The following is a 25,767-nucleotide window of genomic DNA, read 5'->3' as shown; positions in this document are numbered from 1 at the left end:
TTTACCCCATGAAGCTTAAAATAACTACCTTAGTCCTATTCCTTTTATCCTTTCTTTCACTGGGGGCCGATCGCCCCAACATCGTCTTCATACTCGCGGACGACTTAGGCATCGGCGACATGAAGATTTACGGTGGGGATCGTTGCCTAATTGAAACGCCCAACATCGACAAACTCGCCGAGGGCGGTCTCCTATTTACGGACGCTCATGTGAACGCTTCCGTCTGCGGCCCCACTCGCTTGGCAATTATGACTGGCCGCTACCCTTGGAGAAACCAACAGTATCAACGAGGAGGCGCGTGGGGGTTTACCGGCTTGAAGATTGATCCAACGAAGCGTCACACCTTGGGTGATATGTTTCAGGAAGCCGGTTACAAAACCGGTTACATTGGAAAGTGGCACTTGGGAACCTTGATGACGACCAAAGACGGGAAGACCCAAGGCGAGACCAATGTCGACTACTCAAAACCGCTGAAGGTAGGGCCTCCTCAGTTTGGCTTCGATTACAGTTTCATTCTTCCAGGTTCATTGGATATGTATCCGTACGCCTACGCCAGGAATAGTGTATGGCAAGGAGAGATCACCGCACAAAAAGGATGGAGTGCTTTCAATCGAGTCGGCGATGCGGAGAAAGATTTCGAAGACCACGAAGTACTGGAAACCTTCTTTGACGAAGCCGATGCCTACATAGCCAATCAAAAGAGGAACGATCCTTTCTTCCTATTTCTTGCGCTTACAGCTCCCCACACCCCAACCAGCCCCGGCGTCAATTGGCGTGGGAAAAGTAAGCTGGGTGTGTATGGCGATTTTGTCATGGAGGTGGATCATGCGGTAGAACGTGTTATCACCGCATTGAAACAACAGGGACTGTATGAAAATACCTTGGTACTCTTTTCATCTGATCACGGTCCCGCTTCCTATGCAGGAAACACCCTGGCCGCTACCCCCGGACAGATCCATGAACTTGAAGCTGCCGGTCATCACTCCAATGGGCCACATCGAGGTTATAAGTTTTCCGTGTATGAAGGCGGCCTTCATGTCCCACTCATTGCTCACTGGCCAAAGGTCATCCAAGGGGACACTCAATCAGACGCCCTGGTGGGCCTCAACGATTTGATGGCCACATTTGCGGAAATTGCAGAATACAAGCTCGAGGAAACAGAAGGTCCCGATTCAGTCAGTTTTGCCAGCATCCTGCGTAACCACAATACGGGTACCCGGCGCCAACATTTGATTATGCAATCCGCGATGGAGTCATACGTCATCCGAGACGGTGACTGGAAGCTCTGTCTCGCACCCGGGAGTGGAGCGAGAGGAATATGGGGCAACACACCTGCTCCTGAAGTCGCTTGGGCAGAGGCCTTGACAGAATTTGAAGGCAAGCCCACACGAGAAGATTTCCAAGGTGCCCCCTTTGTTCAGTTGTTTAATCTGAAAAATGATCCCCATGAGGACAACAACCTCGCGGCCCAAAACTCAGAACGGGTTCAAAAAATGGTCTCCCTTCTAAAAGATCAGATCCAACGCGGTCGCAGCACTCCAGGGCCGGATTTGCTGAACGATAAACAGATCAATATCCACCAAAGGCTTCCTCAATCGATTCGCGATCAGTTAATAAAATAACAAAGTTTGTCCCAGGTAGTAAAAAGGTCTTAGCATTCTTTCGTTTGATCTTAATCCACTTGTATGAAGAGAATTTTCGTCTCTGGCTGCTATGATATCATTCACGCTGCCCATGTTCAGTTTTTCCATGAGGCCAAGGCATTAGGCGATCACCTGACCGTTTGCTTTGCATCCGATGAAATTCTTTGGCTTCACAAGGAACGGCGCTCATCTATTCCCGAGACTCACAAGAAAGGGCTCATTGCTGCCCTGGAGATAGTGGATGACGTGGTCATTGGAGATAATCACGAGGTAGGACTCGATTTCCAGGATCACTTCAGAAACGTAAAACCCGATATCTTGGCAGTCACTGTAGACGATCAATACGCAGACATCAAAAAAGCACTCTGCGAAGAAATTGGAGCCACTTACCTAAAATTACCCAAGACGCCTCCTCAATTTGAGGCGGTATCCAGTAGTGGCATCGTCAAGTGGATCAAAGCTCCGGACCAGGCCCCCCTTCGTGTCGATTTCGCTGGAGGGTGGTTGGATGTACCAAGACACGCTCGAGAAGGTGGATTCATTATCAATTGCGCAATCACTCCCATGGTATCCTTACGCGATTGGAGCTACAAGCAACGCTCGGGCCTCGGTGGTAGCGGTGCCTGGGCATTACTCAATGGCAAAAGTGGCGTGGACAGAGAGATTGCCTTAGGCGTGGGTTGGCAAGACCCAGCCATCATTCGTGAAACGGGACTCTGCATCTGGCGCAGCGCCAACGACCCGATCTTTATCTTAAACGCGACGGTTCCCTATTGAAAGGTCTCATGGCGGTTTACTACACCGGTATCGATCACGACACTCCAAGTTTAAGTGAAGGAGACCGTGACTACGATATGATCGTCGAGGCCAGTAATATCGCTGCTGAAGGCGTGGAGAATCAGGCCATCCACAAACTGGCTGAAGGAACAATGCACTACTACCAGATGCAGCTTAAGGAGGGTATGGAACCTCTTCCAGGCGCGGAAGGCATGCTGGCCCATAAATACTGCGGCGGTGGATTCGGCGGCTATGCGCTTTATCTCTTTGAAGAGACAGAAAAACGGGATGCCTTTGTGGCAAACAACGAAGAGGCATTGAGCATAGAACCTTACTTACGGCCTATCACCTAGCCTGGGAATAAGCACTTCAGGTCTACCAAACCCCCAACGCTTCAAGCTGTTCAGCGGGCCTGACCGGCCAACCACGGTTCGCAGCAGGAGATGCAGGGGATGGATGAAGGATCGTTCCGATCTTCGGGTGATTGGGAACTACACGCTCAAAGCATTGTTTGGCGTAGGCGCCGACACCGATGCACCATTCCGGTTCCAGGATGCGAATCACTTCACGCAGGTGAGCATCACACGCTTCGTTGAGCGGTTGTTTTTCAGCAGCCAGAATTTTATCGGGAGTAACGTTGCGTCCCGATTCCTCCATGAAGACAAGCGGACAATAATTAAGCACCATGTGATTCTTGAAAAAGTTTTCAGCTGAGCCAAAACGATCCGCCATGAGCCCCCAGAGTCGACGCCCTGATACCTCAGATCGCTTACAACCAAATCCATCAATGGGCCGCTTCACGTTTTCAGTAGTAGGTTTGCCCACAGGAGCCTCGATTTTCATCCAGTCCTGGACAGCTGGTATTTCACCAAAAGGCACCCCCGTCTGCGCCATTCCAAAGGGTCCGGGATTCATCCCCAGAAAAACGACCTTCTTCGTAGAATAGCCAAACTCCGACAGATAGCGCTCATGCGGTTCCCAGGCGTAAACCAAAGGATTGTAAACATGGGTAACCGGTGCAGAAAAAGTCAATGGGTCCACCAGATCACGGAGTTGTGCAGCAGCGGAAATAAGTTGAGTAGCAATTGCCATAAAGACTCTCATTCAGCCAATCCCCCCCTTACACGGCAAGCGCCATTTGGCGCCCATGGGCCCTGTTTCAAAATCTCCTACTACGAAATAAAAGTTGTCAGCCACCATTGCATGGGAAACGCTTGGTATGTCGTCTTAGATCTCATCATTTATGAAAATTACCTCAGTTACACCCTATGTTGCCTGGATAGGCTTCCGAAACCAATTACTTGTCAAAATCGAGGCAGACAATGGACAGTATGGTTGGGGGGAATCAGGATTATCCGGTCGAGAACTCGCTGTCGAAGGTGCGGTGAAACACTACCGGGAATTTCTCATTGGAAAAGATCCGAGGCAAATAGGAGGCCACTGGCAGGAAATGTATCGAAGCCAATACTTCGAAGGCGGACGTGTTCTCACTGCAGCCATTTCAGCCATCGATATTGCCCTGTATGATTTGGTGGGGAAAACCTTAGGCGTCCCTGTCTACCAGTTGCTCGGTGGCGCTTGTCGCGACCGTGTGGAGTGTTTTGCCAGCTATCCGGGAGATACTCCCTTGGACCAGTATGCAGACTTAACGCGAAAACTGGTCGATGCTGGTTGGACTTCCTGCCGCGTAAACATCGTTGGCCCTCAAGGTGCCGATTATGAAGGCAAAGAGGGTACTATATTTGACACTCGCGAAGGCATTGAAATCTCAACTCAGGCCATCTTGAGCTGCCGCGAAGCAGGAGGCCCAAAACTCATGATCGGCAGTGATGCCCATCATCGCCTCTCAGTACCGGAAAGCGCCACCTTCCTTCAGCGTCTACCGTCCGGGGCGTTAGACTACATCGAGGAGCCTATTCGAGATGAATCACCCGAAGCCTACGAAGCGCTCCGTAAAATGACGGATGTCCCCTTCGCCATTGGTGAGGAGTTTTCCAGTAAGTGGCAGTTCAAGCCGTACATTGAGCGCAACATCCTTCAGTATGCTCGAGTGGATGTTTGCAATGTGGGTGGTTTGACCGAGTCGCTCAAAGTAGCAGCCATGGCCGAGGCCAACTACATCGACCTGCTTTTACACAATCCACTGGGTCCGATCTGCACGGCAGCCTCCGTGCACCTTGCTGCGGCCATCCCTAATTTTTCACATCTCGAATCTCGGGAGTCACCCGTAGAGAAAATTCCAGTGACTGATGTTGATGTATTCACAGAACGCCTACAACTCGAAGGCAACGCCTACTCCTCACCTACAGCCCCCGGCCTTGGCGTTGAAGTCGATGAAGAGGTTCTAAAAGAAATGTCCGTCAAACTCTGGGAGCCACCCCGTCTCTGGCGCTCGGATGGCAGTTACCAAAACTGGTAATTCGTCCAAGAATATATGTAACACCCACACACCACCTCCATGCCTGATTCTTCTCCCCAATCTTCCTCGGGAATTCCCAAAAGGTTCATCGTCCTGGCCATGTTATTTGGCTGTGTGTGGATCAATTACATGAACCGCACCAACATCTCTATTGCTGGGACGACCATGCGGGACGACCTCGGCCTGGATGCAGTCAAAATGGGCTTGGTGTTTTCAGCTTTTAGTTGGACTTACGGGTGGCTACAAATTCCTGGAGGGGCACTCGTAGATGTATTTCGCACTCGTAAATTCTACGCAGTGATCATGTTCTTCTGGTCCTGCACGACCGTACTTACTGGCTTTGCAAATTCACTATTTGCACTCATCGGACTTCGATTGTCTCTCGGGGTGTTTCAGGCTCCCTCCTACCCTGCTCATAACAAGATGGTCACCCGCTGGTTTCCTACGGATGAGCGAGCAACCGCAATTGCCACCTATACATCAGCCCAGTTTCTGGTTCTGGCATTAATGCCTCCTATCTTCGTTTTTCTGATGAATACCGTTTCGTGGCGCGGGCTCTTCATCATCACCGGTGCGATCAGCATAGTGGGAGCATTCATCATGTATGCGATCTATCGAGATCCCAAAGATCACCCGTCAGTGAGTCAGGACGAGCTCGACTACATTGAAGCCGGAGGAGGGCTGATTAACGATGGCGTAACGGATGATCCGGAGGCAGAAAAAACCAAGTTTAATTGGGCGGATTTCGCAGAAGCATTTAAGCACAAAAAACTTTGGGGTGTTTACATCGGACAATTTTGCCTCGGCTCCTTGTTCGTTTTCTTTCTCACCTGGTTCCCTTCCTACTTAAAAGACACCCGTGGACTCACGCTGGAATCGATGGGGTATTGGACTATGATTCCACCTTTGGGAGCTTTTGCAGGAGTACTTCTTTCTGGATACATCTCTGACCTTCTGGTTAAAAAAGGAGTCTCCCCCGGAACCTCACGAAAAATCCCTGTGCTATGCGGTATGGTCATCGGTTCTTCCATCATTGGGGCCAATTACACCGACAGTACGGGTATGGTCATTGTATTTATGACCATTGCTCTCTTCGGTAACGGTCTGGCGTCCATCGCCTGGGTATTCATTTCTTCCATCGCGCCCATTCGTTGTATGGGACTGGTTGGTGGAGTCTTCAATTTCATCGGTAACCTGGCCGGCATCAGCCTTCCCATTGTGATCGGATTCCTCGCCAAGGATGGGAATTTTGATAGTGCCCTTATCTATATCGGAGTCGTTTCCATCATTGGCTTCTGCAGCTACTTCTTCCTGGTTGGGAAGGTTGAACGCATCGAACTACCCGAACGTTGATCTATATCCTTTTAAATTATTCCACATCTCCCATGCATATAAGACCAATTCTCTGCCTTCTTCTTGCCCTCTTTGCTCTTCACTCTTCGCTCTTTGCGGCGGAACGCCCCAACATAATCATCATCATGTCCGATGATATGGGCTACTCGGACATCGGCTGTTATGGCGGTGAAATCAATACGCCCAATCTGGACAAGCTGGCCAAGGACGGCATTCGCTACACCCAGTTTTACAACACCAGCCGTTGCTGCCCTACTCGTGCGTCGTTGCTGACTGGGCTCTACGCGCATCAGACCGGAATCGGCCATATGATGAGCGATTACGGATTGCCCACTTACCAGGGAGATTTGAATCAAAACTGTCTGACCATAGCTGAGGCGCTTCAACCGGCTGGCTACCGCACTTACATGAGTGGCAAATGGCACGTGACTCCTTATCTCTTCAAAGAAGAGAATCCCGATAAGAGTAACTGGCCACTCCAGCGTGGTTTTGATAAATTCTTCGGCACCATTCACGGGGCCGGTTCATTGTTTGATCCCAACGGACTTACACGGGACAATGAATACATCACACCTGAAAATGATCCCGAATACTCCCCGGACGGAACGTGGTACTACACCAACGCAATAGCGGACAATGCTATCAAATATTTCGAGGATCATGCGGAGAACCATTCCACCCGGCCTTTCTTTGCTTACATACCTTACACGGCTGCACATTGGCCGATGCACGCGCTTCCAGAAGATATTGCACTTTACGAAGGGGCCTATGATGACGGCTACACTCCTACCCGACAGGCGCGGGTAAAGCGAATGAAAGAGTTGAAGCTCCTCCCAGACGATTGGGAAGTGTCACCTCAAGTGGGCGATTGGGGATCCGTGAATAACAAAGTGTGGGAAAGCGCCCTCATGGAAGTCTATGCTGCCATGATCGATTCCATGGATCGCTCGATTGGCCGAATCGTGGATTCTTTGAAAGCCACCGGGCAGTATGAAAATACGCTAATCCTATTCCTTCAGGACAATGGAGGTTGTGCAGAAACCTTTGGTCGAAATCAACGTGTTGGACCCCTTGAACGCCCTTCGGCTCCGACGCTACCTCCCATGGGTAAAGACGAGCTTCAAACAGAAATGATTCCTCCCCAGTCCCGCGACGGTTATCCGCTGCGCCGAGGTGAAGGGGTGATGCCGGGACCTCCTGAAACAGAAATCGGTTACGGCGAAAATTGGGCCAATGTTTCCAACACGCCGTTCAAGGAATACAAACACTATTCTCACGAAGGCGGCATAAGTACGCCTCTGATTGTTCATTGGCCAAAGGGAATCTCAGGGGAAGGACAAGGATTCCGGAAAACCAAAGAGGGCCCGCTTTATGATTCACCCGCCCACTTGGTGGATCTCATGGCCACGGCCATCGACTTATCAGGCACCAACTATCCGGATTACACCGATGGACATAAACTGATCCCACTAGAAGGAATATCACTGCGCCCGTCCTTCACCGGTATTCCTTTGGAGCGCGGAAAACCGCTCTTCTTTGAACACGAAGGCAACCGCGCCATTCGCGACGGCAAGTGGAAACTCGTATCCAAAGGCCCCACCAGTGCCTGGGAGCTTTATGATATGGAGAAAGACCGTACTGAGATGAATGACCTTTCCAGGGAGGAACGAAATCGAGCAGCTTTTATGATGCACCAATGGGAACAGTGGGCCCATGAACGTGGTGTCGTTCCATTTCGTTCTTGGTTTGCCAATCCTGCAGTTAAGAAATCTAAGTAGGAATCAACAAAGGGAGGAATAATTATTCGACAGAGAGGGTCTGTTGAATAGGACACTTATATTTACAGGGATGATTTGGAGTAAATTTACCATTTTTCGAGTTTGTACACTGGCAATTTTTGGCCTGGTTTTATCGCAGTATGCGTCAGGACAAAATCAGGGACCAGCCATAACCACGCCTTTGCCGGACCAAATGCTGGATCAAGACGGGCCAACCCTGGATATTGACCTCACGGAGTAAATGTCCGATCCCGATGTCGCTTCTCCAGCTGTTCAGTTGGATATGACCTATAAAGGGAAAACTGAACCGATCTACCTGGCATTGTTTTGGGATGACACCCCAAAGACAGCGCAAAACTTTGTCGACTACATCGAGGCCGGTCGTTTTGATGGCAATTTCATTCATAGATCCGTACCTGAATTTATAATACAGGGTGGTGGCTACCGGTTTGGCGAAGATTCCACCTACCCTAGAGTACCAGCCTTTAGTTCTGTTCAAAACGAGCCTGTAGTTAGCAATACTCGCGGGACAGTTGCGATGGCCAAGCTGGCAGATGCCCCTAACTCTGCCACGAGTGGTTGGTTCATCAATCTGTCGAACAATGCCTCCAATCTAGACTTCCAGAATGGCGGTTTCACAGCCTTCGCCAAAGTCTTGGGAAACGGCATGACTATCGCTGACGAGATTGCAGACATCCCTAATTATAATTACGGCGGTGCCTTTGCAAATCTCCCATTGTCCCGGGATCCTTTCCCGGACGACCCCCTAAGAACGGACTTTGTGGAAACCAATGCCTCGCTCATCGAACCCCTGCAATTCTCCGCCACTTCAAGCGATACCGACCTGGTGACCGTGTCTGTCAATGATGAAGGGGAGCTCACTTTGACTCCTTCAACATACAATGCGGGAGAAGCAACCATCACTGTTGAAGCCACCGACCTGGATGGCGCGAAACGTGAAACCACTTTTGCGGTCAATGTCCTATCCAACGTGCAATCGTTTGAAGATTGGCAGGCCGCTAACAGTTTTTCAGATCCGGAAGATGCCCTGGCAAACAACGATCCGGACAAGGATGGGTGGATAAACTTACTTGAATACGTTCTCCTAACTGATCCCCTGAATCCAACTCACCCGGATTCACGTTCAGAAGCCTTGGGCAATGGTAACTTCCGGTTCTCACTTCGCAAAAATGTAGTGACCGATGTACGAGTCGAATCTTCTATCGATTTAGAAAACTGGCAACAGATCTGGGATTCCAGCCAAGGTCAATCTGGCCCGGGAGTGATTGCGTATCAAACGAACGGGGACTTAGCGACCATTACTCTGCGACCTAATCCCTTTGGACTCAACCTCGTCCCGCGCTACTGGCGGATTACGGTAGTTGAGGATGACGGCTGATAACGCCTACGGGAGATAAATCCCAACCGTTGCCTTATCCAGAACATCGCTGGCCTCTTTCTTAAGGTCTGCTCCGGTGGTGATTTCCACATCCAAATCCAAGTATATCTTTTCCTTCGCTGTGTATTCTGGCCAGTTGGGGAGTCCCTTAAGGTTTGGATTTCCTGTCTTGGAAAATTGCGCCCAATAATCAGTCACCTGGTCCGACAAACGCTGGCTATCCGGATTGCTCTCAGGTTCCTTGATGGTGTTAAACACGTAGCGAAGTTCGATAGCATGAGGAGCTCCTAGCTTTGGATTGTTGGGATATCCTCTCGAAAATTGATACTGATAAACGGGAGAAGATAACGGGGCCATGCCATCCAAAAGTTTCCGGGCCGGCTGTACAAACCAGGCATCCGTCACAAACTCACTCCCGGCAGCCTTCAACTCCTGTTTCGTTTCTGCTGGATAAAGAGCGAGCACGTCTGACGCTCGCGACCCATAAAACCCCTGAAGCTTTTTCGCAAATGCAGAACGTGTCTCAAAGTTCACAAAGCCGGAGAAATAGTTCCCCTCGTCTTTGGTTGTGCCAATGATGACCGGGATATCTGCTTGCTCCCCTTTGCTGAAAATATGCTCTGGGTGATCGGGTAATAACCAGCCATCAATCGTCGGTCGGGTCCGGTAGTAGCCAACCGTTTTTACGACCTCGCTAAATGGCAACGCTCTTAGAATGGCTATACCTTCAGGCCCTGTATCTGTGGTGTGCTTACTGGCCCACTCAACTCCTAACTCTTCTGCACTTGGTAGCTTTGCTACGGGCTGCTTCAGATTTGCAAAATTCGATTCAGCCATATTGTCAATATAGCCAAACATCCAAGGGCTTTGAATAATGGCTTTGTGGAACAATCCACTCGCCAATGGCGAGGAGCAAAGCACTGAGACGCTCGTCCCTCCTGCTGATTCACCAAAGATCGTCACATTGTCGGGATCTCCGCCGAAGGCCTTTATGTTTCGCTGAACCCATCGTAGAGCTTCTATCTGATCTAGAATCCCATAGTTGCCAGATACCCCATAGCCTGTCTCTGCCGATAGGCCGGGATGAGCCAGAAAACCTAACGCTCCCAAACGATAATTGATTGAAACCAGGACAACCTCTCGCTCCGCAAAGGAACTCCCGTCGTAAAATGCCTTATGTCCCCACCCTCTATTTAATCCTCCGCCATGAATCCACACCATGACAGGTAGTTTAGCTTCGGGCTGATTTGTTTTAGTCGTCCAAATATTAAGAAACAAACAGTCTTCGCTCTGGTGCTCGCTCACACCGTTTCCCACATTCTGAGGAGCAATGGGAGAAAACAACTGGCACATTTTTAAACCCTGCCATTCTTTAACCGGCAAGGGGGCACGCCAACGCAGATTTTTAACCGGCGGCTCTGCATAACGAACGCCTCGAAATACTTCCAACCCCGTCTCCTGGTCCAGAACGAACCCAGACAAGATACCTTCTTTTGTCTGTACCGGCTTTCCGCGTACACCGAAACAAATGGTCGGAACCAAAAATAGAAGTAATACCCAACGCTTCATAAGTTGCTTACTTAGAATGAATCACGACTGACTTCATTTCTGTCATTTCTTCAACGGCATACTTGGGACCTTCGCGACCGAGACCACTATCCTTCAACCCGCCATAGGGCATGGAATCGGTCCGCCACATAGGACCCCAGTTTATGTGAATGTTTCCGCTACGCACTTCACGTGCAAAGCGAACTGCAGCATCAATGTCCTGCGTAAATATGCTGGCGCTCAACCCAAACTCAGAATCGTTGGCCAAACGAATGGCCTCATCCACATCCTTCACTCGCTGAACGCCCACAGCAGGCCCAAATAGTTCTTCCCGAGAAATGCGCATATCCGATGTGACACCATCCACAATTGCAGGTTGCACGATGGCTCCATTTCGTTGGCCACCCGCCAGAACACGGGCACCTGCAGCTCCAGCTTCCTGGATCCAACTTTCAACCCGAACCGCGTCCGACTCACGCACCATAGGACCCACATTGGAGCCTTCGTCGAGTTGGTTGCCTGCAATAAGCCCTTCTACCTTGGGAAGTACCGCATTCATAAAATCGTCGTGCACCGAATCGACCACCAATAAGCGTTGTGCCGATATACAAACCTGCCCGGCATTTGCGAATCCGGAAGCCACTGTTTGCTGAGCGACCAAGTCCATGTCGGCATCGGGCAATACGATCATGGGGCAATTGGAGCCCAACTCCATTGTTACTTTTTTGATTCCAGCCACTGAGCAAATATGTGCGCCAACCTCTTTACTTCCCGTGAATGAAATCTTCCGCACCCGAGGGTCTGAACAAATACCTTCGCCAACCGTGCGACCACTTCCAGTAATACAGGATAGCGCAAGGGGTGGCATCCCAGCCTCAAGCAAAATCTCGACGAGCTTCAGAGAAATGAGCGGAGTGTCACTAGCTGGTTTAAGCACCACCGCGTTGCCGGCTGCCAGCGCGGGACCGACCTTGTGACAAACCAGATTGAGCGGGAAATTAAAAGGGGTAACCGCCGCGACAACGCCACAAGGAACACGTAAGGTGAAGCCCAGTTTGTTTCTAACATCTTTGCCGCCATCCAGTGGTAGGATCTCTCCCGACAGGCGCTTCGCTTCCTCACCGCTCAACTCGATCGTCTGGGCGGCCCGATCCACTTCGAGTCTTCCTTCAGCAATCGCCTTTCCCTCCTCTGAGCTGAGAACCTGGGCAAGGGCTTCCTGACGCTCACGCATCAAGTCGGCCGTTTTCCGAAGAATTAAAAAGCGGTCATAGCCAGTTAAAGCCTCCATCACCTTGGCTCCCTCAAGCGCCGCAGCAATCGCCGTATTCACATCGTCTGGGGAAGCCTTCGGCACCGTATCAATCAACGAACCATCGTAAGGATTAATTACTTCGAGAACCTCATCGCGGTCCTGCCAACTTCCATTAAGAAAAAACTTCATAGCGTCATTTTGTTTTCAGATTACAACCGATTCACTCAATCAAGGACATCCCATGGAAACAAGACAAAGAGAAGATCTGGGCCTTTCAAAAATTCATGTCTCACATCGTTCTCCCACCATCCAACACAAGAATCTGCCCGGTTGATTTGGAGGATTCGAGTGCGAGGTAGACCACGGTGTCCGCGACATCGTTCGGCTGAATGAGCTCGGGAATGGGAATCACCGAAACACGCTCATCGATCTCTTTCTCAGTCATGCCTTGACGTAGCCAGGTACTGTCAATGGGGCCTGGACAAACAGCGTTGATACGTATCTGTGGAGCAAAGGCTTTTGCTAAAGACTTGGTCATCGTATTTAAGGCACCTTTACTGGCACAATAGGCAATGGACGACCCGGAGCCCGACAAAGCAGCAGCGGATGAAATATTCACCACGGCTGCATTTCCCGATTGCTGTAGCAAGGGTATCGCCGCACGAATCACAAAAAACGGACCTTTGGTATTCACCGCCAGGATCGAATCCCACTTGGCCTCGTCCATAGCGTCCAAATCTGTGTGGTCGATAAAGTGAGTCGTGCCTGCCGAGTTAACGACCAAATCGAGTCGGCCAAAATGATCCTCCACTTTTCGGAGCATTTCCACCACCTCCTCATTTTGACTAACGTCACAATTCGCTAACAGCACCTCCGCCCCATGAATCTCGGCTAATCGACGAGTCTCTTGGGCTTCATCCTCACTACCCAAGTAGTTAACCACTAGATCAAAGCCCAATTTCGCAAATCGCACTGCACATGCTCGACCTACGCCAGAACCACTTCCTGTAATTAACGCCACACGCTTCATCTGCTCGCTCATAGTAAGATACTTAAAACCTATCCGCTTGTTTGGAGATCGGGCAACACTCTTGCGTTGACCTAAATGTTCTTTCTTCGAACATTTGTTCGAAGAAAGAACATCGTTTCAATTGCATAAAATGACGTCAACTCCCATAGATCAAAAGAACCAAGCTTCCATACTGTTTCGCAAAGGGGATCCCAATTTCATGAACTCATTGGCCCGGGGATTGGCCGTATTGAGCGCATTTTCAGACAATGCTACCGGATTAAAGATGACCCATCTCAGCGAACGAACAGGACTCTCCCGTGCAGTGGTTCGCCGCTGTCTCTATACCCTGGAGCAGTTGGGCTATGTCCGCAAATCCGCGGATGGATTTCATCTGGAACCCAAAGTCATTTCGTTGAGCCAGACTTACTTCTCAGCATCACCTCTCACCACTCAAGCTCAGGAATTCTTGGATCGTGTAAAGGATGCCACCGGTGAATCTTGTTCCCTCGCCGTCTTGGATGAGAACGAAGTCGTTTATGTGGCCCGCTCAGCCGCGAAGAAAGTAATAGATTTAACACTGGGCATAGGAAGTCGCTTACCCGCCTACTGCTCCTCATTGGGGAGAGTCTTGTTGGCAGACTATGACGATGAAGATATTCTCAGCAGACTCAAAGCCATGGACCGGGTCAAACGCACCGAGTACACCAAGACCGAAATCAATGATCTCTTGGAAGTTATTCGAGAATCCCGCTACAGTGGGTACTCGTTGGTCAATCAAGAGTTGGAGATCGGACTTCGCTCTGTTTCCGTCTCGGTGCGGAATCAAAATCAACGAGTTATCGCTGCCATGACAGTCGGAGTCCAAGCCATGCAAACCTCCAAGCGAGCAATGGAAACAGAAATCTTGCCTACTCTAAGGACTGCCTCCAAAGAATTGGGCTCACAACTCATCTGTTGAAGAAAGACCCCATGAAAAATGATACCGCATTTGAGATGGCGACATCGAACATTCGCTTCGGTGAAGGCATCACCGCAGAGATTGGTATGGATTTGAGTGATGCAGGGCACCAAACAGCCCTGGTCATCACCGATGAAAACCTCGCAAAACTTCCACCGGTCGAAAACACACTCGCCTCCCTGAAAACCAGTAAGATCTCCTACCAGCTGTATAAGCAGGTTCGTGTGGAGCCGAATGACCAATCCTTTCTGCACGCCATTCGCTTTGCCGAAGAACAAGCATTTGATTGCATTGTCGCCGTTGGTGGCGGCTCGGTTATTGATACCGCCAAGGCAGTCAATCTCTACACGACTTATCCTGCGGATCTACTCGACTACGTAAACGCACCCATTGGTAAAGGAAAGCCGGTGCCAGGACCTGTGAAACCCTTGTATGCGATTCCAACGACCTGTGGAACAGGAAGCGAAACAACAGGCGTATCAATTTTCGACCTCAGTTCCATTCATGCCAAGACGGGCATTGCCCACAGGCAGCTTAAGCCAACTCTGGGGCTGATTGATCCGAAGAACCTGAGCAGCCTTCCTGCCACGATCGTAGCATCTACCGGCTTGGATGTCCTCAGCCACGCCATCGAATCTTACACCGCCATCCACTTTCAGGAACGCCCACGACCCGAGCGACCCATCCTCCGTCCCGCTTACCAGGGCTCAAACCCCATCAGCGATTTGTGGTCGCTCGAAGCCCTTCGAATGGTCGACCAGTATTTGATCCGCGCGTATCAGGATTCCAACGACATTGAAGCTCGAGGACGTATGCACCTGGCCGCGGGTATAGCAGGCGTAGGTTTTGGCAATGCCGGGGTTCACCTGCCTCACGGCATGTCCTACCCGGTCTCGAGTCACGTTCGGGAATTTGTGCCCGAGGGATTCAACACCGACCACCCACTCGTTCCCCATGGCATGTCGGTCATCCTCAATGCACCCGCGGTGTTTCGATTCACCGCTTCGACCAACCCCAAACGTCACCGCCAGGCAGCTATAGCCCTGGCAGCAAAGGTAGATGGCGTTTCAGATTCTGACATCGGAGAAGCATTGGCCCAACGAATCATTGAATTCATGAAAGCCCTGAACATGCCCAATGGGCTGGAGGCAGTCGGCTATTCGGAAGCAGATATTCCAAAGCTGGTAGAAGGCACACTGCCACAACATCGGGTGACCAAGCTTTCTCCCAAAGCAGCTACCGAGTCAGACCTGACTGCCCTGTTTCAAGACGCACTGCGTTACTGGTAGACCAACCCATTCTTACTCTTCCTCCTACTCCTACTTTATTTCACTTTAAAGGTAGGGCTCGATCGCCGTTTCGAGGAACATAGTGAGGACACCAACACGAGCCGAAGTCTGATGTGACGCATTTTTAACAGAAGGAAACTACCGAAGCCAGAGGCGACACCTCAACGAACGTACGTGAGTTTCGAACGAAGTGACACCAGCATAACGCGATAACGGAAGGTTCGAAATTTCTGTTCTTTGTTTCCTTCGTTATCTTCTGTTCAAGAAATTCATTGCTGTAAGTAATTCTCCAGACCTAAGAGCACTGTTTTTTGGGGCAAAAAAGGAGGGCAAAAACAACTCATCACCAACTTTTTCTGGTAATATATTACGTTATGGGAGACCCCAACAACGGACGCCTCGGCGATGCGTCCCTACCTTAATCAATCTCTCCTAAGCTACCACCGCTGTTTGTTTCACCTGCTCAGCCAATACCTTCAATCCTTCTTCTATACGCTCACTCGGTGGGTTACTAAAATTCAAACGTATGTATGCTGCTCCTTCTTTCTCCGTCGGAAAGAACGGTCCACCAGGCATAAAGGCCACACCTTTCTCCAAGGTACGACCCAGCAAGTCACGGGCATCCATCTCCTCTTTCAATCGCAACCAAAAGAACAGGCCTCCCTCAGGAGTATTCCATTCGGCAATATCTTTGAAATATTTATCCAACGACTGAGCCATCAACCGCTGCTTCTCATAGTAGAGGGATCGCAGCTGTTGAGTTCGCTGGCTCATCATCTCCTCATTCGACAACCATTGATGAACGACTGCTTGTGAAAAACGATTCGAATGCAAATCAGCAGCCTGTTTCAGTTTTAAGAGGTAAGGGAAAAATTCTGGAGAACAAACCAGGCAACCTAACCGTAATCCCGGTGCCAGGATTTTGGATACGGTGTTGAATTGAATCCACTTGGCCTTCTTCAGAAACGAACAGATAGGAACCGTGCAAGCGTCCGTATAGTTCAGTTCGCCATAGGGGTCGTCTTCGATAAGCGTTACCTCGTACTTATCCAATAAGGCCGCCACCGCTTTCCGCTTTTCCAATGAGTAGCAAATTCCCGACGGATTTTGAAAACTGGGACAGAGATAAATGAATCGAACTTCGCCCTTTTGCAGGACCTGTTCGAATTCCTCCAAGTTGGGGCCATCAGGTTCGAGAGAAAAGGTGTCAAACGCTGCACCGAACAGAGCGAACGATTGAATGGCCGCCAGGTAAGTGGGCTTCTCAATGCCAACACGAATACCCGGCTCAATAAACAGCTTGCTCACCAAGTCGACTCCCTGCTGGGCCCCGGAGGTTATTAATACCTGCTCAAAGCCACACTCAATGCCTTTGGCTTGAAAGCGATTGGCAAAGAGTTCACGCAACGACTGCTCCCCTTCGGATGCTCCATACTGAAAGCTGGAACCTTTCTCATCCGGCATCTCCAAACCCTCAAAGGCCTCGGTGGCCGGCAAACCTCCAGCAAAGGACAACATGTCCTTCTTATTTGCGTGGGATAGGATTTCACGGGCAACGGAGCCCGTTAGGCGACTGATTCTTGAGGCGTACATGGTAAGTGCTGAGTTCGTTATGCTTCAAGAATAACAGAGATTGCTTAAATACACTAATGCTATCTAAATCTTATATTGATACTTTTATAATATGATTGATATTTCCCTGAAACAGTTGGAGTGCTTTCTCGAAGTCTGCCGCGATTTCCATTTCACCAACGCGGCCAAGCGCCTGAATATCTCGCAACCACCTCTCAGCCGTCACATTCAGGAGCTGGAGTCAGCCATCGGCGCGAAGCTCTTTCATCGAGAAGGAAAGCGCATCCGTCTCACCCGGGCTGGCGAGCTCTTCCTCAATGAGTCCTATCAAATTCCCACCATTCTTAACCGCGCCAGGGAGGCCGCCCGCCGAGCGGCTAGAGGAGAACCCAAGCGCCTGCGCATTGGTTTCGTGGGGGCATTGATGGAGGAACAACTGCTGAAACTGTTTAAGCAATTCCGGCAGAAACACCCTGACACCCAGCTCGCCTTGTCTGATCTCTCCCCTGCCCGCCTGCTGGAAGAGCTGGAGGCCGGTCGCCTGGATGGAGCCTTTCTCGGAGTCCGACCCAAGCGTGCCATCCGCGGACTGCAGATTGTGCCCTGGAAAACAGAGGACCTTCGCGTCATCCTGCCCAAAGAGCATCCGCTATCTCACAAACGTTCCTTGCTACCGGTCGAGCTTTCCGAAGAAAACCTGGTTACCTTATCCGAAGTGTTCGCTCCCGCCTATCGCGAAAAGCTTACCCGCATCTTCAACCGCAAGCTTTCCACCATCGGCAGCGAAACCAATGGAGTGCCCGCCATCCTCGCTATGGTCATAGCCGGCAGCGGTTTTTCCATACTGCCCAACTCAGCCCTGGGGGTCACCGACCCATCGCTGGTTTCCATCAAGCTCAAAGCCGAAGACGCCAAACTGGAGCAGGTCTTCATCTGCAAAGTGAGTAAAGAGAATGACGCCCTGCAGGCATTCAGGAAACAGCTGTGATCACTACTTTTTTGGGGGGCGGATCAACCCAACGCCTTCATAAATCTGAACATCTGCTTGTGCTATGTGCTTCAGTTTAAAAAAGGATTGAAGGAACCATCTAAACTGGGAGAAACTCAAAGCCTACTCCAAGGACCTACCCCATTGAAACTTCAGACTCCAGTGTGCTTTGCCATCCATCCATTTCGCCTTTCAGCGTTGATTGGATTTATCGCTGTTTGCTCGGCTTCATTACAAGCCAGCGAAGAAATCTTTAAAGACCTCGTTCAACCCGTCTTCGAACAAAGCTGTGCGAAATGTCACGGAGCCAAGGAAAAGATCAAAGGGGACGTGGACCTGACCAAGCTCCACTCGGCCAGCGACCTGATTCATCAGCCCGAATTGCTGCAGGACATGATCGATGTGCTGGACTTCGAGGAAATGCCACCGGAGGAAGAGGAGCCGCTGGAAGATGCTATTCGCACGGAACTTCTCTCCTACCTCAACGCCCTGCTCGAGACCGCCGTCGCGACGAACAAAGAGTTTCCTGCTACACCCATCCGGCGAATGAATCGCTTTCAGTACAATAATGCGGTGCAGGACCTCTTTGATCTCAAGGTTGATGTGTTTGCCCTGCCCGAGCGTATGATGCGGGACCACAGCAACTACTTTGATCCCGCCTCGGGCGTCATGCCAGATGAGCTGAAGGCCGGTAGCCGACCCTTGGGTAAATCACAGCTTATCGGTAAACGCCTGGCCGGAGTGGCCCCCTTTCCCCAGGACCTCCGTGCCGAACATGGATTCGACAACCGGGCCGACCACTTGTCCTTGTCCCCGCTACTGCTCGAGTCTTTTTTGCAGCTCAGCCGTTCGATTGTGGAGAGCCATGACTTCAATGAAAAGAACTGCGGTATCTGGGATGAGTTTTTTGCCGAACCGGTAGACAGTGATACAGCTGTGGAAATAAGGAAACGTCTGAGCACATTCCTCAGCCGTGCCTTTCGCCAACCGGTGTCGAGCACAGTGCTGGATCGGTATGCCAGTTACGCCGTGGCCCAAATGGACTCGGGGACAGGGTTCACCGATTGCATGAAGGAAGTGGCTTCCGCCGTGCTCGCCTCGCCGCGCTTTCTTTATCTCTACGATCGGGCCAGTTCGGAGAATGAGTCCGAGCGCATCGATGACTACGAATTAGCCTCGCGCCTGTCCTTTTTCTTATGGGGGAGTATTCCGGATGATGAGCTGCTCGACCTGGCGGCGATCGGACATTTAAAGGAGCCCAAAATCTTGGAGCAACAAGTCGACCGCATGCTCCTGGACAAGAAATTGAAACGCTTCAGCGATAGTTTTCCCTCTCAATGGCTTCAACTGGAGCGTATTATTTCCTCGGTACCTGATCCGGATAAATTCCCCGACTTCTACTTCGCTAAGTTCCGCGTCAGTATTCACATGATGTTGGAACCGCTCCTTCTTTTTGAATCCGTCCTCATTGAGAACCGATCTATCCTTCAACTGATTGATTCGGATTTCACTTACCGCAGTGATCTGTTGGATCAATGGTATACCGGAGGCCCACTGACCAGCCGTAAAATTCCAACCGCCGTACCTTTTAAACGGATACCGTTGTTGGATCGTCGTGAAGGAGGCGTCATCACCAACGCGGCTGTCATGACCATGACTTCCAATCCGACAAGGACCCAACCCATCACCCGCGGCTCCTGGATTGCCTCGGTCATTTTTAACGATCCACCGGAACCACCTCCGGCCGATGTGCCACCCCTGGAAGAAACCTCGGAGAAGCCAAACATGGAGCACCTCACCTTGCGCGAGCAGTTCGCCATGCACCGGGAACGCGAAGACTGCGCCGGTTGCCACATGCGCATCGATCCACTCGGCTTTGCCCTGGAGAATTATGGAGCCACCGGCGTCTGGCGGGACCTCTATGAAAATGGTCGGCAGGTCGACTCACGCGGCACGCTCTTCAACAAGCACCCCTTTAAGAACATTGTAGAATTCAAAGACGCTATCCTTGCTGAGAAAGATCGCTTCGCACGCGCCTTTGCCACGCACATGCTATCCTTCTCTCTTGGCCGTGAAACCGGTGTCGCCGACACCGCCTCCATCAACCAGATCGTTGAATCTATCGCCAAAGACGACTACCGCTTAAAAGACCTGATCAAGGAAGTCGTTCTCAGTGAATCCTTTCACCTCAAGTCGACCCATCCGGAAGTGGCCGACATCAATTAATCAGGTGGAATTCCATCGCCGAAAAGGGCGTGACGTTCACAGATGGATACGCCAATCATCCGGTCTGTTCACCTTAAAGAGCAGGGTCACCTTCCTAAACGATTCCAAGCTGTGTCGAACCAGCAGGGTGGATAAACTGATTTGAGAGCCGCAACCGCGGCGTAAAGGGATATAACGAAGAAATATTTGTCACACTTAAGCCAGTGAGTGACCATACTCCGCTACATGGACTCACCCTCCAAACATTCCAATCAGTTCGAATCACTGGTTCTTGAGCACCACATACGGGTACGGGCATTCGTGCGTACGTTGGGAGTGGACGCAGACTGGGTGGATGACATTGCACAGGAGGCTTTTTTAAAAGCCTATCTCGACTGGGAATCCTTCGATCAAACCAGAGATTTCGGCAAGTGGGTGCGGGGCATTGCCGCCAACATCGTCCGTAACGAAATCCGCAAGCAGTCTCGAAGGCAGCGTATCCTGAACACCGACCTGGCTAAAATGATCTTGTCCGAAGCGAAAGGGGAACTGGCGAACTGGGACCACTTGCCGATGGAAATATTGAAAACGTGTATATCGAAGCTCAACCAGCTTAACCGCACTGTCGTCGAGTACCGTTACCGGGATGGTCTGAACGCTTCCGAAATCGCGGAGCAAACGGAAAAGACTTCGGCCAACATTCGTCAGATGCTGCTGCGGATACGACGCCAACTTCGTCTCTGTATAAAACGACAACTAGCTATAGAAAGCTGATATGAACCACGACCGATTTGAAGAACTACTCGGCCGCCTGGTCGATGACGAGCTGACTACGGAGGAGCAGGCGGAGCTCATCCAACTGGTTGAGGAGGATCCTGCGCGTCTCGATGAAATCAGAAACCAATTAGAATTGAGCGAGTTGATCGCACTCTCTGAAGATGAACTCAAGGCACCCGAGTCGTTTCTAAATTCTCTGCAAGAGCGCATTGAGAACGATCCTTTTGTTACGGGCGTTCATACGCTCATCCATTCCGGAAAACGACTAAGAAAGAAAACGAGCGTACTGCCATGGATGATCGCCGTGGCGGCTGTTTTTGCGCTTCTGGTAACCAGCCTTTTCTTTTTTCAATCTACTCAAGAACCGGTGATCGCTGAGCTAACCGAAGTCGAAGGAAGCTTTCAATGGATCGACCCAAATGGACTGGTAATCGGGACCTTGGAAGAAGGACAAAGTTTCACCAGCGGTACTCTGGAGTCTCTTGCTCCTGACGGGATGGCGAAACTAACGTTTCACGACGGCACTTGGATTCGGGTTTGGGGTAAAACCTCAATTTCCATAACTGCAAACCCACAAAAGATACTTCGTTTGCGCTATGGTAACGCCTGGATTTTTGCCAACCGACAACCCCAAGAACATCCTCTGGTGGTTCATACACCAGAAGCAGATCTGAAAGTCCTCGGCACGCTCTTCAAAGTACTGGTCAACCACTCGCAGACCAACCTCCTGGTAAAGAATGGTCTCGTGCGACTCACTCGCAGCGCAGACGGAACCCAAGTCGACGTTCCCGCTATGCATCATGTTTTAAGTACTACCGAAACAAATGATTCGTTAACCGTGATACCTCAGACGCGACCGGTGGTGTTTTGGAAATCCAACCTCCCCAAAGACGTCACTGGCGGACGGTGGAAGCCAGAAATGCATGCGCTACGGGAGGAAGTTCGGGAAGCAAGAGACAAAGGAGAAATGACAGAGGAGGAAGCACGTCGATTTCTGGAATCTCGAGCGACTGATCTTTTGGAAGACAGTGGTCGCCTGTACGCCACACGCGTGAAACGGGATCCAGCTACCAGAGCAGGATTGACGTATATGGCATCCCTTTCAGTCCTACTAAGCCAAGCCGGTCCGACCTATTTAGCCGAAGGTGCGCGGTTTATAATAAAAGGAGAAGTGCAAACACCTACACAGATCATGGTTGGGTTCTGTGCCCTGGATTCTGGCCTTCCGAGTGGAGGGAGATACTATGTTGAAAAAAACGTCACGGGACCATTTGAACTGGAGATACCGATCTCCGCGTTTCAATTCTGGGGGAAGAGCCTTCGCAGTAGCAATCCTGCCGGAAAAGAATTGTTACAATGGTGGTGCTCCACCGATTCTCAGGAAGCCAACTTAATGATTTCAGGCCTCGAACTTCTGGCTCCGGAACAGTAAGTATGTCCAAATGCCGAAGCCGCACTAAATAAATCCGCACTCCCGAACCGACCCACTCTTCTCCATGCATTCACTGATCTCCTGGTTTACCCGCAACGGGGTGGCCGCCAACCTGCTTATGGTTGGTATTGTAGCTGGAGGCATCTGGGGTGGAAACGAAATCATTCTGCAAGAGTACCCAGACCGGGAGTTTCGAGAGATCAATGTGTCGGTCACCTATCGGGGATCTACGCCGGGGGAAGTTGAACAAGCTATTGTGACGCGTCTTGAAGAAGCTCTGTTTGATATTGAGGGGATTAAGGAGCTGACCGCACGAGCCAACTCAGGCAGAGGGACGGTAACGCTTGAAATTGAAGACGGATACAACTTGAGCGAAAAACTAGATGAAGTCACCAACCGCGTCTCCACCATTCGAACGTTTCCACCCGAAGCGGAGCGACCACAGATTAGTCTCCGCAATGTTCTTCAAAGAGTCATCACCATCGTTCTCTCGGGAAACCTCACTGAAAAAGATAACAAGCTTCTCGGCGAACAGTTGAGGGACGAGATTTCGAATCTGCCAAATATTTCCATCGTAACTCTTAAAGCGGTCCGACCCTACGAGATCGCTATAGAAGTCTCAGAATCTACCTTGCGGCAATATGGACTGAGCTTCGACCAGATCACCCGGGCCATTCGCAGGTCTTCCGTCGACCTCTCCGCCGGGAGTGTGAAGACGGAAACCGGCCGCATTCTTCTTCGTACCAATCAGCAAGCCTACCATCAGGAGGACTTTGCAAAGATTACAGTACTGACGAGATCCGATGGCACCAAGATCCTGCTGCAGGACATTGCGGATATCAAGGATGGCTTCAGCGAAATCCCCATCGTATCCAAATATAATGGCAAGCAAGCCATCGCCATCGATGTGTATCGAGCCGGCAGCCAAAATGTGATTGAGGTCGGTGATACCATAAAAGCCTTCATCGAAGCCAAACAAGATCAACTCCCGCCAGGGATAAAGCTGGACGTTTGGGATGATGATTCGGAGCGAATAAAGATTCGGCTCAATACGCTGAAGGATAGCGCTATTTTAGGCTTTGTTCTGGTGGTGGGAATCTTGTCGTTATTTTTGCGACCCATTTTGGCGTTCTGGGTTGCATTGGGCATACCCATTGCGTTTGGCGGAGCTTTTTTTATTCTGCCCCAGATGGGGGTCACTCTCAACATTGGTACTTTGATCGCATTCATTCTTACACTGGGCATCGTAGTAGACGATGCCATCGTGACAGGAGAGAATGTCTTTCAGCATATGCAAAGAGGAGCCACACCTCTTTCCGCTGCCATCAACGGTACTCATGAAGTTTCGATTCCAGTCATCTTTGGTGTGATTACCACCATGGTCGCATTTCTTCCGCTTCTCTTAATGACCGGTACTAGAGGAGCGATTTATGGAAGTGTACCCGTAGTGGTTATTCCGGTACTCTTTTTCTCACTCATCGAATCCAAACTGATTTTACCTGCCCACCTCAAACATTCCGCGAGCTTGGCCAGCGAGAAAAAGAAACCGGGGCCGTTCACACGATTCCAACAAAGTATCTCCTCAGGGCTCGAGGACTTTATCCAAAATCAGTACCGCCCGTTTCTGAATTATCTGTTAGTGCATCGGTATTTCACCTTCTCCGTATTCGCGGGATTGCTACTCATCTTTCTAAGCCTGGTCCTGGGAAATCGAATCGCTTACCGGGCTTCCGTGTCCGCACCCAGCGATACCACCACCATCCTTCTCCTGATGCCCGCAGGGACCAATTTTGAGGTCACTCAACAAAAGGTAAATCTCATTGAGGCAGCTGCATTGAAACTGAAGAAGCAAGTCAATGAGCGCTTCGGCACGACGGTCATCAAGAATGTGTTTGCGACTGCCGGAGGAATGCCCTTCCAACCGGCAGGCTACCAAACCAGAGGGCCAGCCGCAGGCGTAGCGGAGCTCGGTGAAGTTCTGCTTGAATTGACTCCTTCGGAGATACGGGATGTGGCTTATAGCAGCCGGGATCTCGTCAACGAATTGCGGCCTCTCGCCCCGGCCATACCGGAAGCAGAAAATTACAGTTTCTCCTATACCAGGGATGAGTCAGAAGTTATGAGTTTCAGCCTGGCTCTACCCGATGTAAGTAAGCTCAAGGAGGCGTCAGTAGACCTGCAACAGAAACTGGCCTCCTTTGAAGGTCTTTATGACATTGAGGATTCCTATGAACGATCCAACGACCAGTTCAACCTGGACCTGAAACCGGAGGCAGAATACCTCGGTATAACGGCAACCAACCTTGCCCAGCAGGTGCGTACCGCTTTTTACGGTACCGAAGTTCAACGTATTCAACGCGGGCGCGATGAAATCCAGGTCATGGTCCGTTATCCGGAAAAGGAGCGGCGTTCTCTCGCCTCTCTCAACACGATGATGATTCGTACTGCCAATGGTACGGAAGTTCCGTTTGAAACCGTGGCTTCCATATCGTCCGACAAAAGTTTGCCCACCATCCTACGTATGGATCGAAAGCGTGTCATCAACGTAAACGCCAACGGCGATCCTGACAAACTGGATGTCGCCGCCATGGAAAAAGAAATTCTCAATGAGTTTCTTCCAGAACTGGCGGCGGCCAAATATCCTGGAATGACCTTTGAGCCTTCCGGACGCTCTGCAAGAATCCGCCAGGCCAATAAGGACATGCAGCAAGGAATCTATTTTGTAATCGCGGTAATCTATGCCCTTTTGGCCATTCCGTTGAAGAGCTATATCAAGCCATTGATTGTAATGTCAGCCATTCCCTTTGGCGTGGTCGGAGCCATTGCCGGACATTGGATTATGGCAAGAATCTTTGGATTCAATGGAGGAAATCCCATCCTGACAATTACCTCGATTATGGGCATGATGGCTCTATCAGGTGTCGTGGTGAATGATAGTCTGGTACTGGTAGACTTCATGAACCAACAATTGAAGAAAGGACACTCTATCAATAAGGTTGTCCGCCAAGCAGCGGAACGACGATTTCGGCCCATCCTGCTTACCTCTTTGACTACGTTCTTTGGGCTGCTTCCCCTCATGTTTGAAGATAGCCCGCAAGCGGTCTGGATGATTCCTATGGCGGTATCCCTCGGTTGGGGCATTGTCTTCGCCACCTTTATCACCCTTATCCTTGTCCCCGTCCTGATCCTTATTTTCAACGACGTGAGCCAATTCTTTTATCACCTTTACGGCTTGGACAATTCTTACCTAGAGGAAACGGAACCTGCCATTTGAAATTCGGCGAAGATTCTTCTAAAAAATGTCACACTATCCACAGCAGGAGACCATACCCTATGTATCAATCGAGTAGTTTGATACTTTC

General features: G+C 50.5%; 17 protein-coding genes and 1 pseudogene. 13 read left to right on the top strand and 5 right to left on the bottom strand.

Annotated elements, in window-relative coordinates; genetic code table 11:
• The first annotated feature begins 8 nt into the window (after window positions 1–8).
• Window positions 9–1,622, top strand: a complete 1,614-nt coding sequence (locus GA003_00525; protein QXD28503.1) for an arylsulfatase — start codon at window positions 9–11, stop codon at window positions 1,620–1,622.
• A gap of 63 nt (window positions 1,623–1,685) precedes the next feature.
• Window positions 1,686–2,773 (top strand): annotated as a pseudogene (locus GA003_00520) (adenylyltransferase/cytidyltransferase family protein).
• A 22-nt stretch (window positions 2,774–2,795) separates the two neighbouring features.
• On the opposite strand, the gene GA003_00515 reads toward GA003_00520, so the two are convergent.
• On the bottom strand, window positions 2,796–3,512 hold the full coding sequence (locus tag GA003_00515; GenBank protein ID QXD28502.1) for a single-stranded DNA-binding protein: 717 nt from the start codon (window positions 3,510–3,512) through the stop codon (window positions 2,796–2,798).
• Between the two features lie 151 nt (window positions 3,513–3,663).
• Here GA003_00515 and GA003_00510 point away from each other — a divergent pair, with 151 nt between their 5' ends.
• The 4 genes from GA003_00510 to GA003_00495 all read left to right on the top strand — a co-directional run bounded on the left by GA003_00510 (window position 3,664) and on the right by GA003_00495 (window position 9,369).
• Window positions 3,664–4,839 (top strand): mandelate racemase/muconate lactonizing enzyme family protein, encoded by a 1,176-nt coding sequence (locus GA003_00510; GenBank protein QXD28501.1) that lies wholly within the window; start codon window positions 3,664–3,666, stop codon window positions 4,837–4,839.
• Window positions 4,840–4,878: 39 nt separating this feature from the next.
• Window positions 4,879–6,192 (top strand): MFS transporter, encoded by a 1,314-nt coding sequence (locus tag GA003_00505; protein QXD28500.1) that lies wholly within the window; start codon window positions 4,879–4,881, stop codon window positions 6,190–6,192.
• 32 nt (window positions 6,193–6,224) lie between these two features.
• Window positions 6,225–7,970, top strand: a complete 1,746-nt coding sequence (locus GA003_00500) for an arylsulfatase (protein ID QXD28499.1) — start codon at window positions 6,225–6,227, stop codon at window positions 7,968–7,970.
• Window positions 7,971–8,211: 241 nt separating this feature from the next.
• Window positions 8,212–9,369: a peptidylprolyl isomerase gene (locus GA003_00495; GenBank protein ID QXD28498.1), complete on the top strand. Its 1,158-nt coding sequence runs from the start codon at window positions 8,212–8,214 to the stop codon at window positions 9,367–9,369.
• 6 nt (window positions 9,370–9,375) lie between these two features.
• On the opposite strand, the gene GA003_00490 is transcribed toward GA003_00495, so the two are convergent.
• The 3 genes from GA003_00490 to GA003_00480 form a co-directional block, all read right to left on the bottom strand.
• Entirely contained in the window at window positions 9,376–10,938 is a 1,563-nt protein-coding gene (locus GA003_00490; protein ID QXD28497.1) for a carboxylesterase family protein, read from the bottom strand.
• A 7-nt stretch (window positions 10,939–10,945) separates the two neighbouring features.
• Window positions 10,946–12,361: an aldehyde dehydrogenase family protein gene (locus GA003_00485; GenBank protein ID QXD28496.1), complete on the bottom strand. Its 1,416-nt coding sequence runs from the start codon at window positions 12,359–12,361 to the stop codon at window positions 10,946–10,948.
• A 100-nt stretch (window positions 12,362–12,461) separates the two neighbouring features.
• Window positions 12,462–13,214 carry an SDR family oxidoreductase gene (locus GA003_00480; GenBank protein ID QXD28495.1) on the bottom strand — a complete coding sequence of 251 codons (753 nt, stop codon included), beginning with the start codon at window positions 13,212–13,214 and terminating at the stop codon, window positions 12,462–12,464.
• 118 nt (window positions 13,215–13,332) lie between these two features.
• On the opposite strand from GA003_00480, the gene GA003_00475 reads away from it, so the two are divergent.
• Both GA003_00475 and GA003_00470 read left to right on the top strand, forming a co-directional pair.
• Window positions 13,333–14,142, top strand: a complete 810-nt coding sequence (locus tag GA003_00475; protein ID QXD28494.1) for a helix-turn-helix domain-containing protein — start codon at window positions 13,333–13,335, stop codon at window positions 14,140–14,142.
• Between the two features lie 11 nt (window positions 14,143–14,153).
• Window positions 14,154–15,431, top strand: a complete 1,278-nt coding sequence (locus GA003_00470) for an iron-containing alcohol dehydrogenase (protein ID QXD28493.1) — start codon at window positions 14,154–14,156, stop codon at window positions 15,429–15,431.
• A gap of 432 nt (window positions 15,432–15,863) precedes the next feature.
• On the opposite strand, the gene GA003_00465 is transcribed toward GA003_00470, so the two are convergent.
• On the bottom strand, window positions 15,864–17,024 hold the full coding sequence (locus tag GA003_00465; protein QXD28492.1) for a PLP-dependent aminotransferase family protein: 1,161 nt from the start codon (window positions 17,022–17,024) through the stop codon (window positions 15,864–15,866).
• A gap of 91 nt (window positions 17,025–17,115) precedes the next feature.
• Here GA003_00465 and GA003_00460 point away from each other — a divergent pair, with 91 nt between their 5' ends.
• The 5 genes from GA003_00460 (at window position 17,116) to GA003_00440 (ending at window position 25,679) form a co-directional block, all read left to right on the top strand.
• Window positions 17,116–17,991, top strand: a complete 876-nt coding sequence (locus GA003_00460; protein QXD28491.1) for a LysR family transcriptional regulator — start codon at window positions 17,116–17,118, stop codon at window positions 17,989–17,991.
• 174 nt (window positions 17,992–18,165) lie between these two features.
• A complete protein-coding gene (locus GA003_00455) occupies window positions 18,166–20,217 on the top strand; it encodes a DUF1592 domain-containing protein (GenBank protein QXD30301.1) in 2,052 nt (683 codons plus the stop codon).
• 207 nt (window positions 20,218–20,424) lie between these two features.
• Entirely contained in the window at window positions 20,425–20,970 is a 546-nt protein-coding gene (locus GA003_00450; GenBank protein ID QXD28490.1) for a sigma-70 family RNA polymerase sigma factor, read from the top strand.
• 1 nt (window position 20,971) lies between these two features.
• A complete protein-coding gene (locus GA003_00445; GenBank protein ID QXD28489.1) occupies window positions 20,972–22,405 on the top strand; it encodes a FecR family protein in 1,434 nt (477 codons plus the stop codon).
• Window positions 22,406–22,469: 64 nt separating this feature from the next.
• The gene (locus GA003_00440) at window positions 22,470–25,679 is read left to right on the top strand and encodes an efflux RND transporter permease subunit (GenBank protein QXD28488.1); all 3,210 of its coding nucleotides are present in this window, start codon (window positions 22,470–22,472) and stop codon (window positions 25,677–25,679) included.
• The last annotated feature ends 88 nt before the right edge of the window (window positions 25,680–25,767 follow it).

The organism is Opitutia bacterium ISCC 52 (assembly GCA_014529675.2).
In the GTDB taxonomy this organism is placed as follows: Bacteria; Verrucomicrobiota; Verrucomicrobiia; order Opitutales; family UBA2995; genus UBA2995.
Note: the sequence above shows the minus strand (reverse complement) of the source record. Positions and strands in the feature narration are given on the sequence as shown.

Coding starts and splice junctions, on each gene's coding strand:
- GA003_00505 (QXD28500.1), top strand. CDS start 4,879: ATGCCTGATTCTTCTCCCCAATCTTCCTCGGGAATTCCCAAAAGGTTC.
- GA003_00470 (QXD28493.1), top strand. CDS start 14,154: ATGAAAAATGATACCGCATTTGAGATGGCGACATCGAACATTCGCTTC.
- GA003_00510 (QXD28501.1), top strand. CDS start 3,664: ATGAAAATTACCTCAGTTACACCCTATGTTGCCTGGATAGGCTTCCGA.
- GA003_00460 (QXD28491.1), top strand. CDS start 17,116: ATGATTGATATTTCCCTGAAACAGTTGGAGTGCTTTCTCGAAGTCTGC.
- GA003_00485 (QXD28496.1), bottom strand. CDS start 12,361: ATGAAGTTTTTTCTTAATGGAAGTTGGCAGGACCGCGATGAGGTTCTC.
- GA003_00445 (QXD28489.1), top strand. CDS start 20,972: ATGAACCACGACCGATTTGAAGAACTACTCGGCCGCCTGGTCGATGAC.
- GA003_00475 (QXD28494.1), top strand. CDS start 13,333: ATGACGTCAACTCCCATAGATCAAAAGAACCAAGCTTCCATACTGTTT.
- GA003_00515 (QXD28502.1), bottom strand. CDS start 3,512: ATGGCAATTGCTACTCAACTTATTTCCGCTGCTGCACAACTCCGTGAT.
- GA003_00495 (QXD28498.1), top strand. CDS start 8,212: ATGTCCGATCCCGATGTCGCTTCTCCAGCTGTTCAGTTGGATATGACC.
- GA003_00440 (QXD28488.1), top strand. CDS start 22,470: ATGCATTCACTGATCTCCTGGTTTACCCGCAACGGGGTGGCCGCCAAC.
- GA003_00490 (QXD28497.1), bottom strand. CDS start 10,938: ATGAAGCGTTGGGTATTACTTCTATTTTTGGTTCCGACCATTTGTTTC.
- GA003_00525 (QXD28503.1), top strand. CDS start 9: ATGAAGCTTAAAATAACTACCTTAGTCCTATTCCTTTTATCCTTTCTT.
- GA003_00500 (QXD28499.1), top strand. CDS start 6,225: ATGCATATAAGACCAATTCTCTGCCTTCTTCTTGCCCTCTTTGCTCTT.
- GA003_00480 (QXD28495.1), bottom strand. CDS start 13,214: ATGAGCGAGCAGATGAAGCGTGTGGCGTTAATTACAGGAAGTGGTTCT.
- GA003_00465 (QXD28492.1), bottom strand. CDS start 17,024: ATGTACGCCTCAAGAATCAGTCGCCTAACGGGCTCCGTTGCCCGTGAA.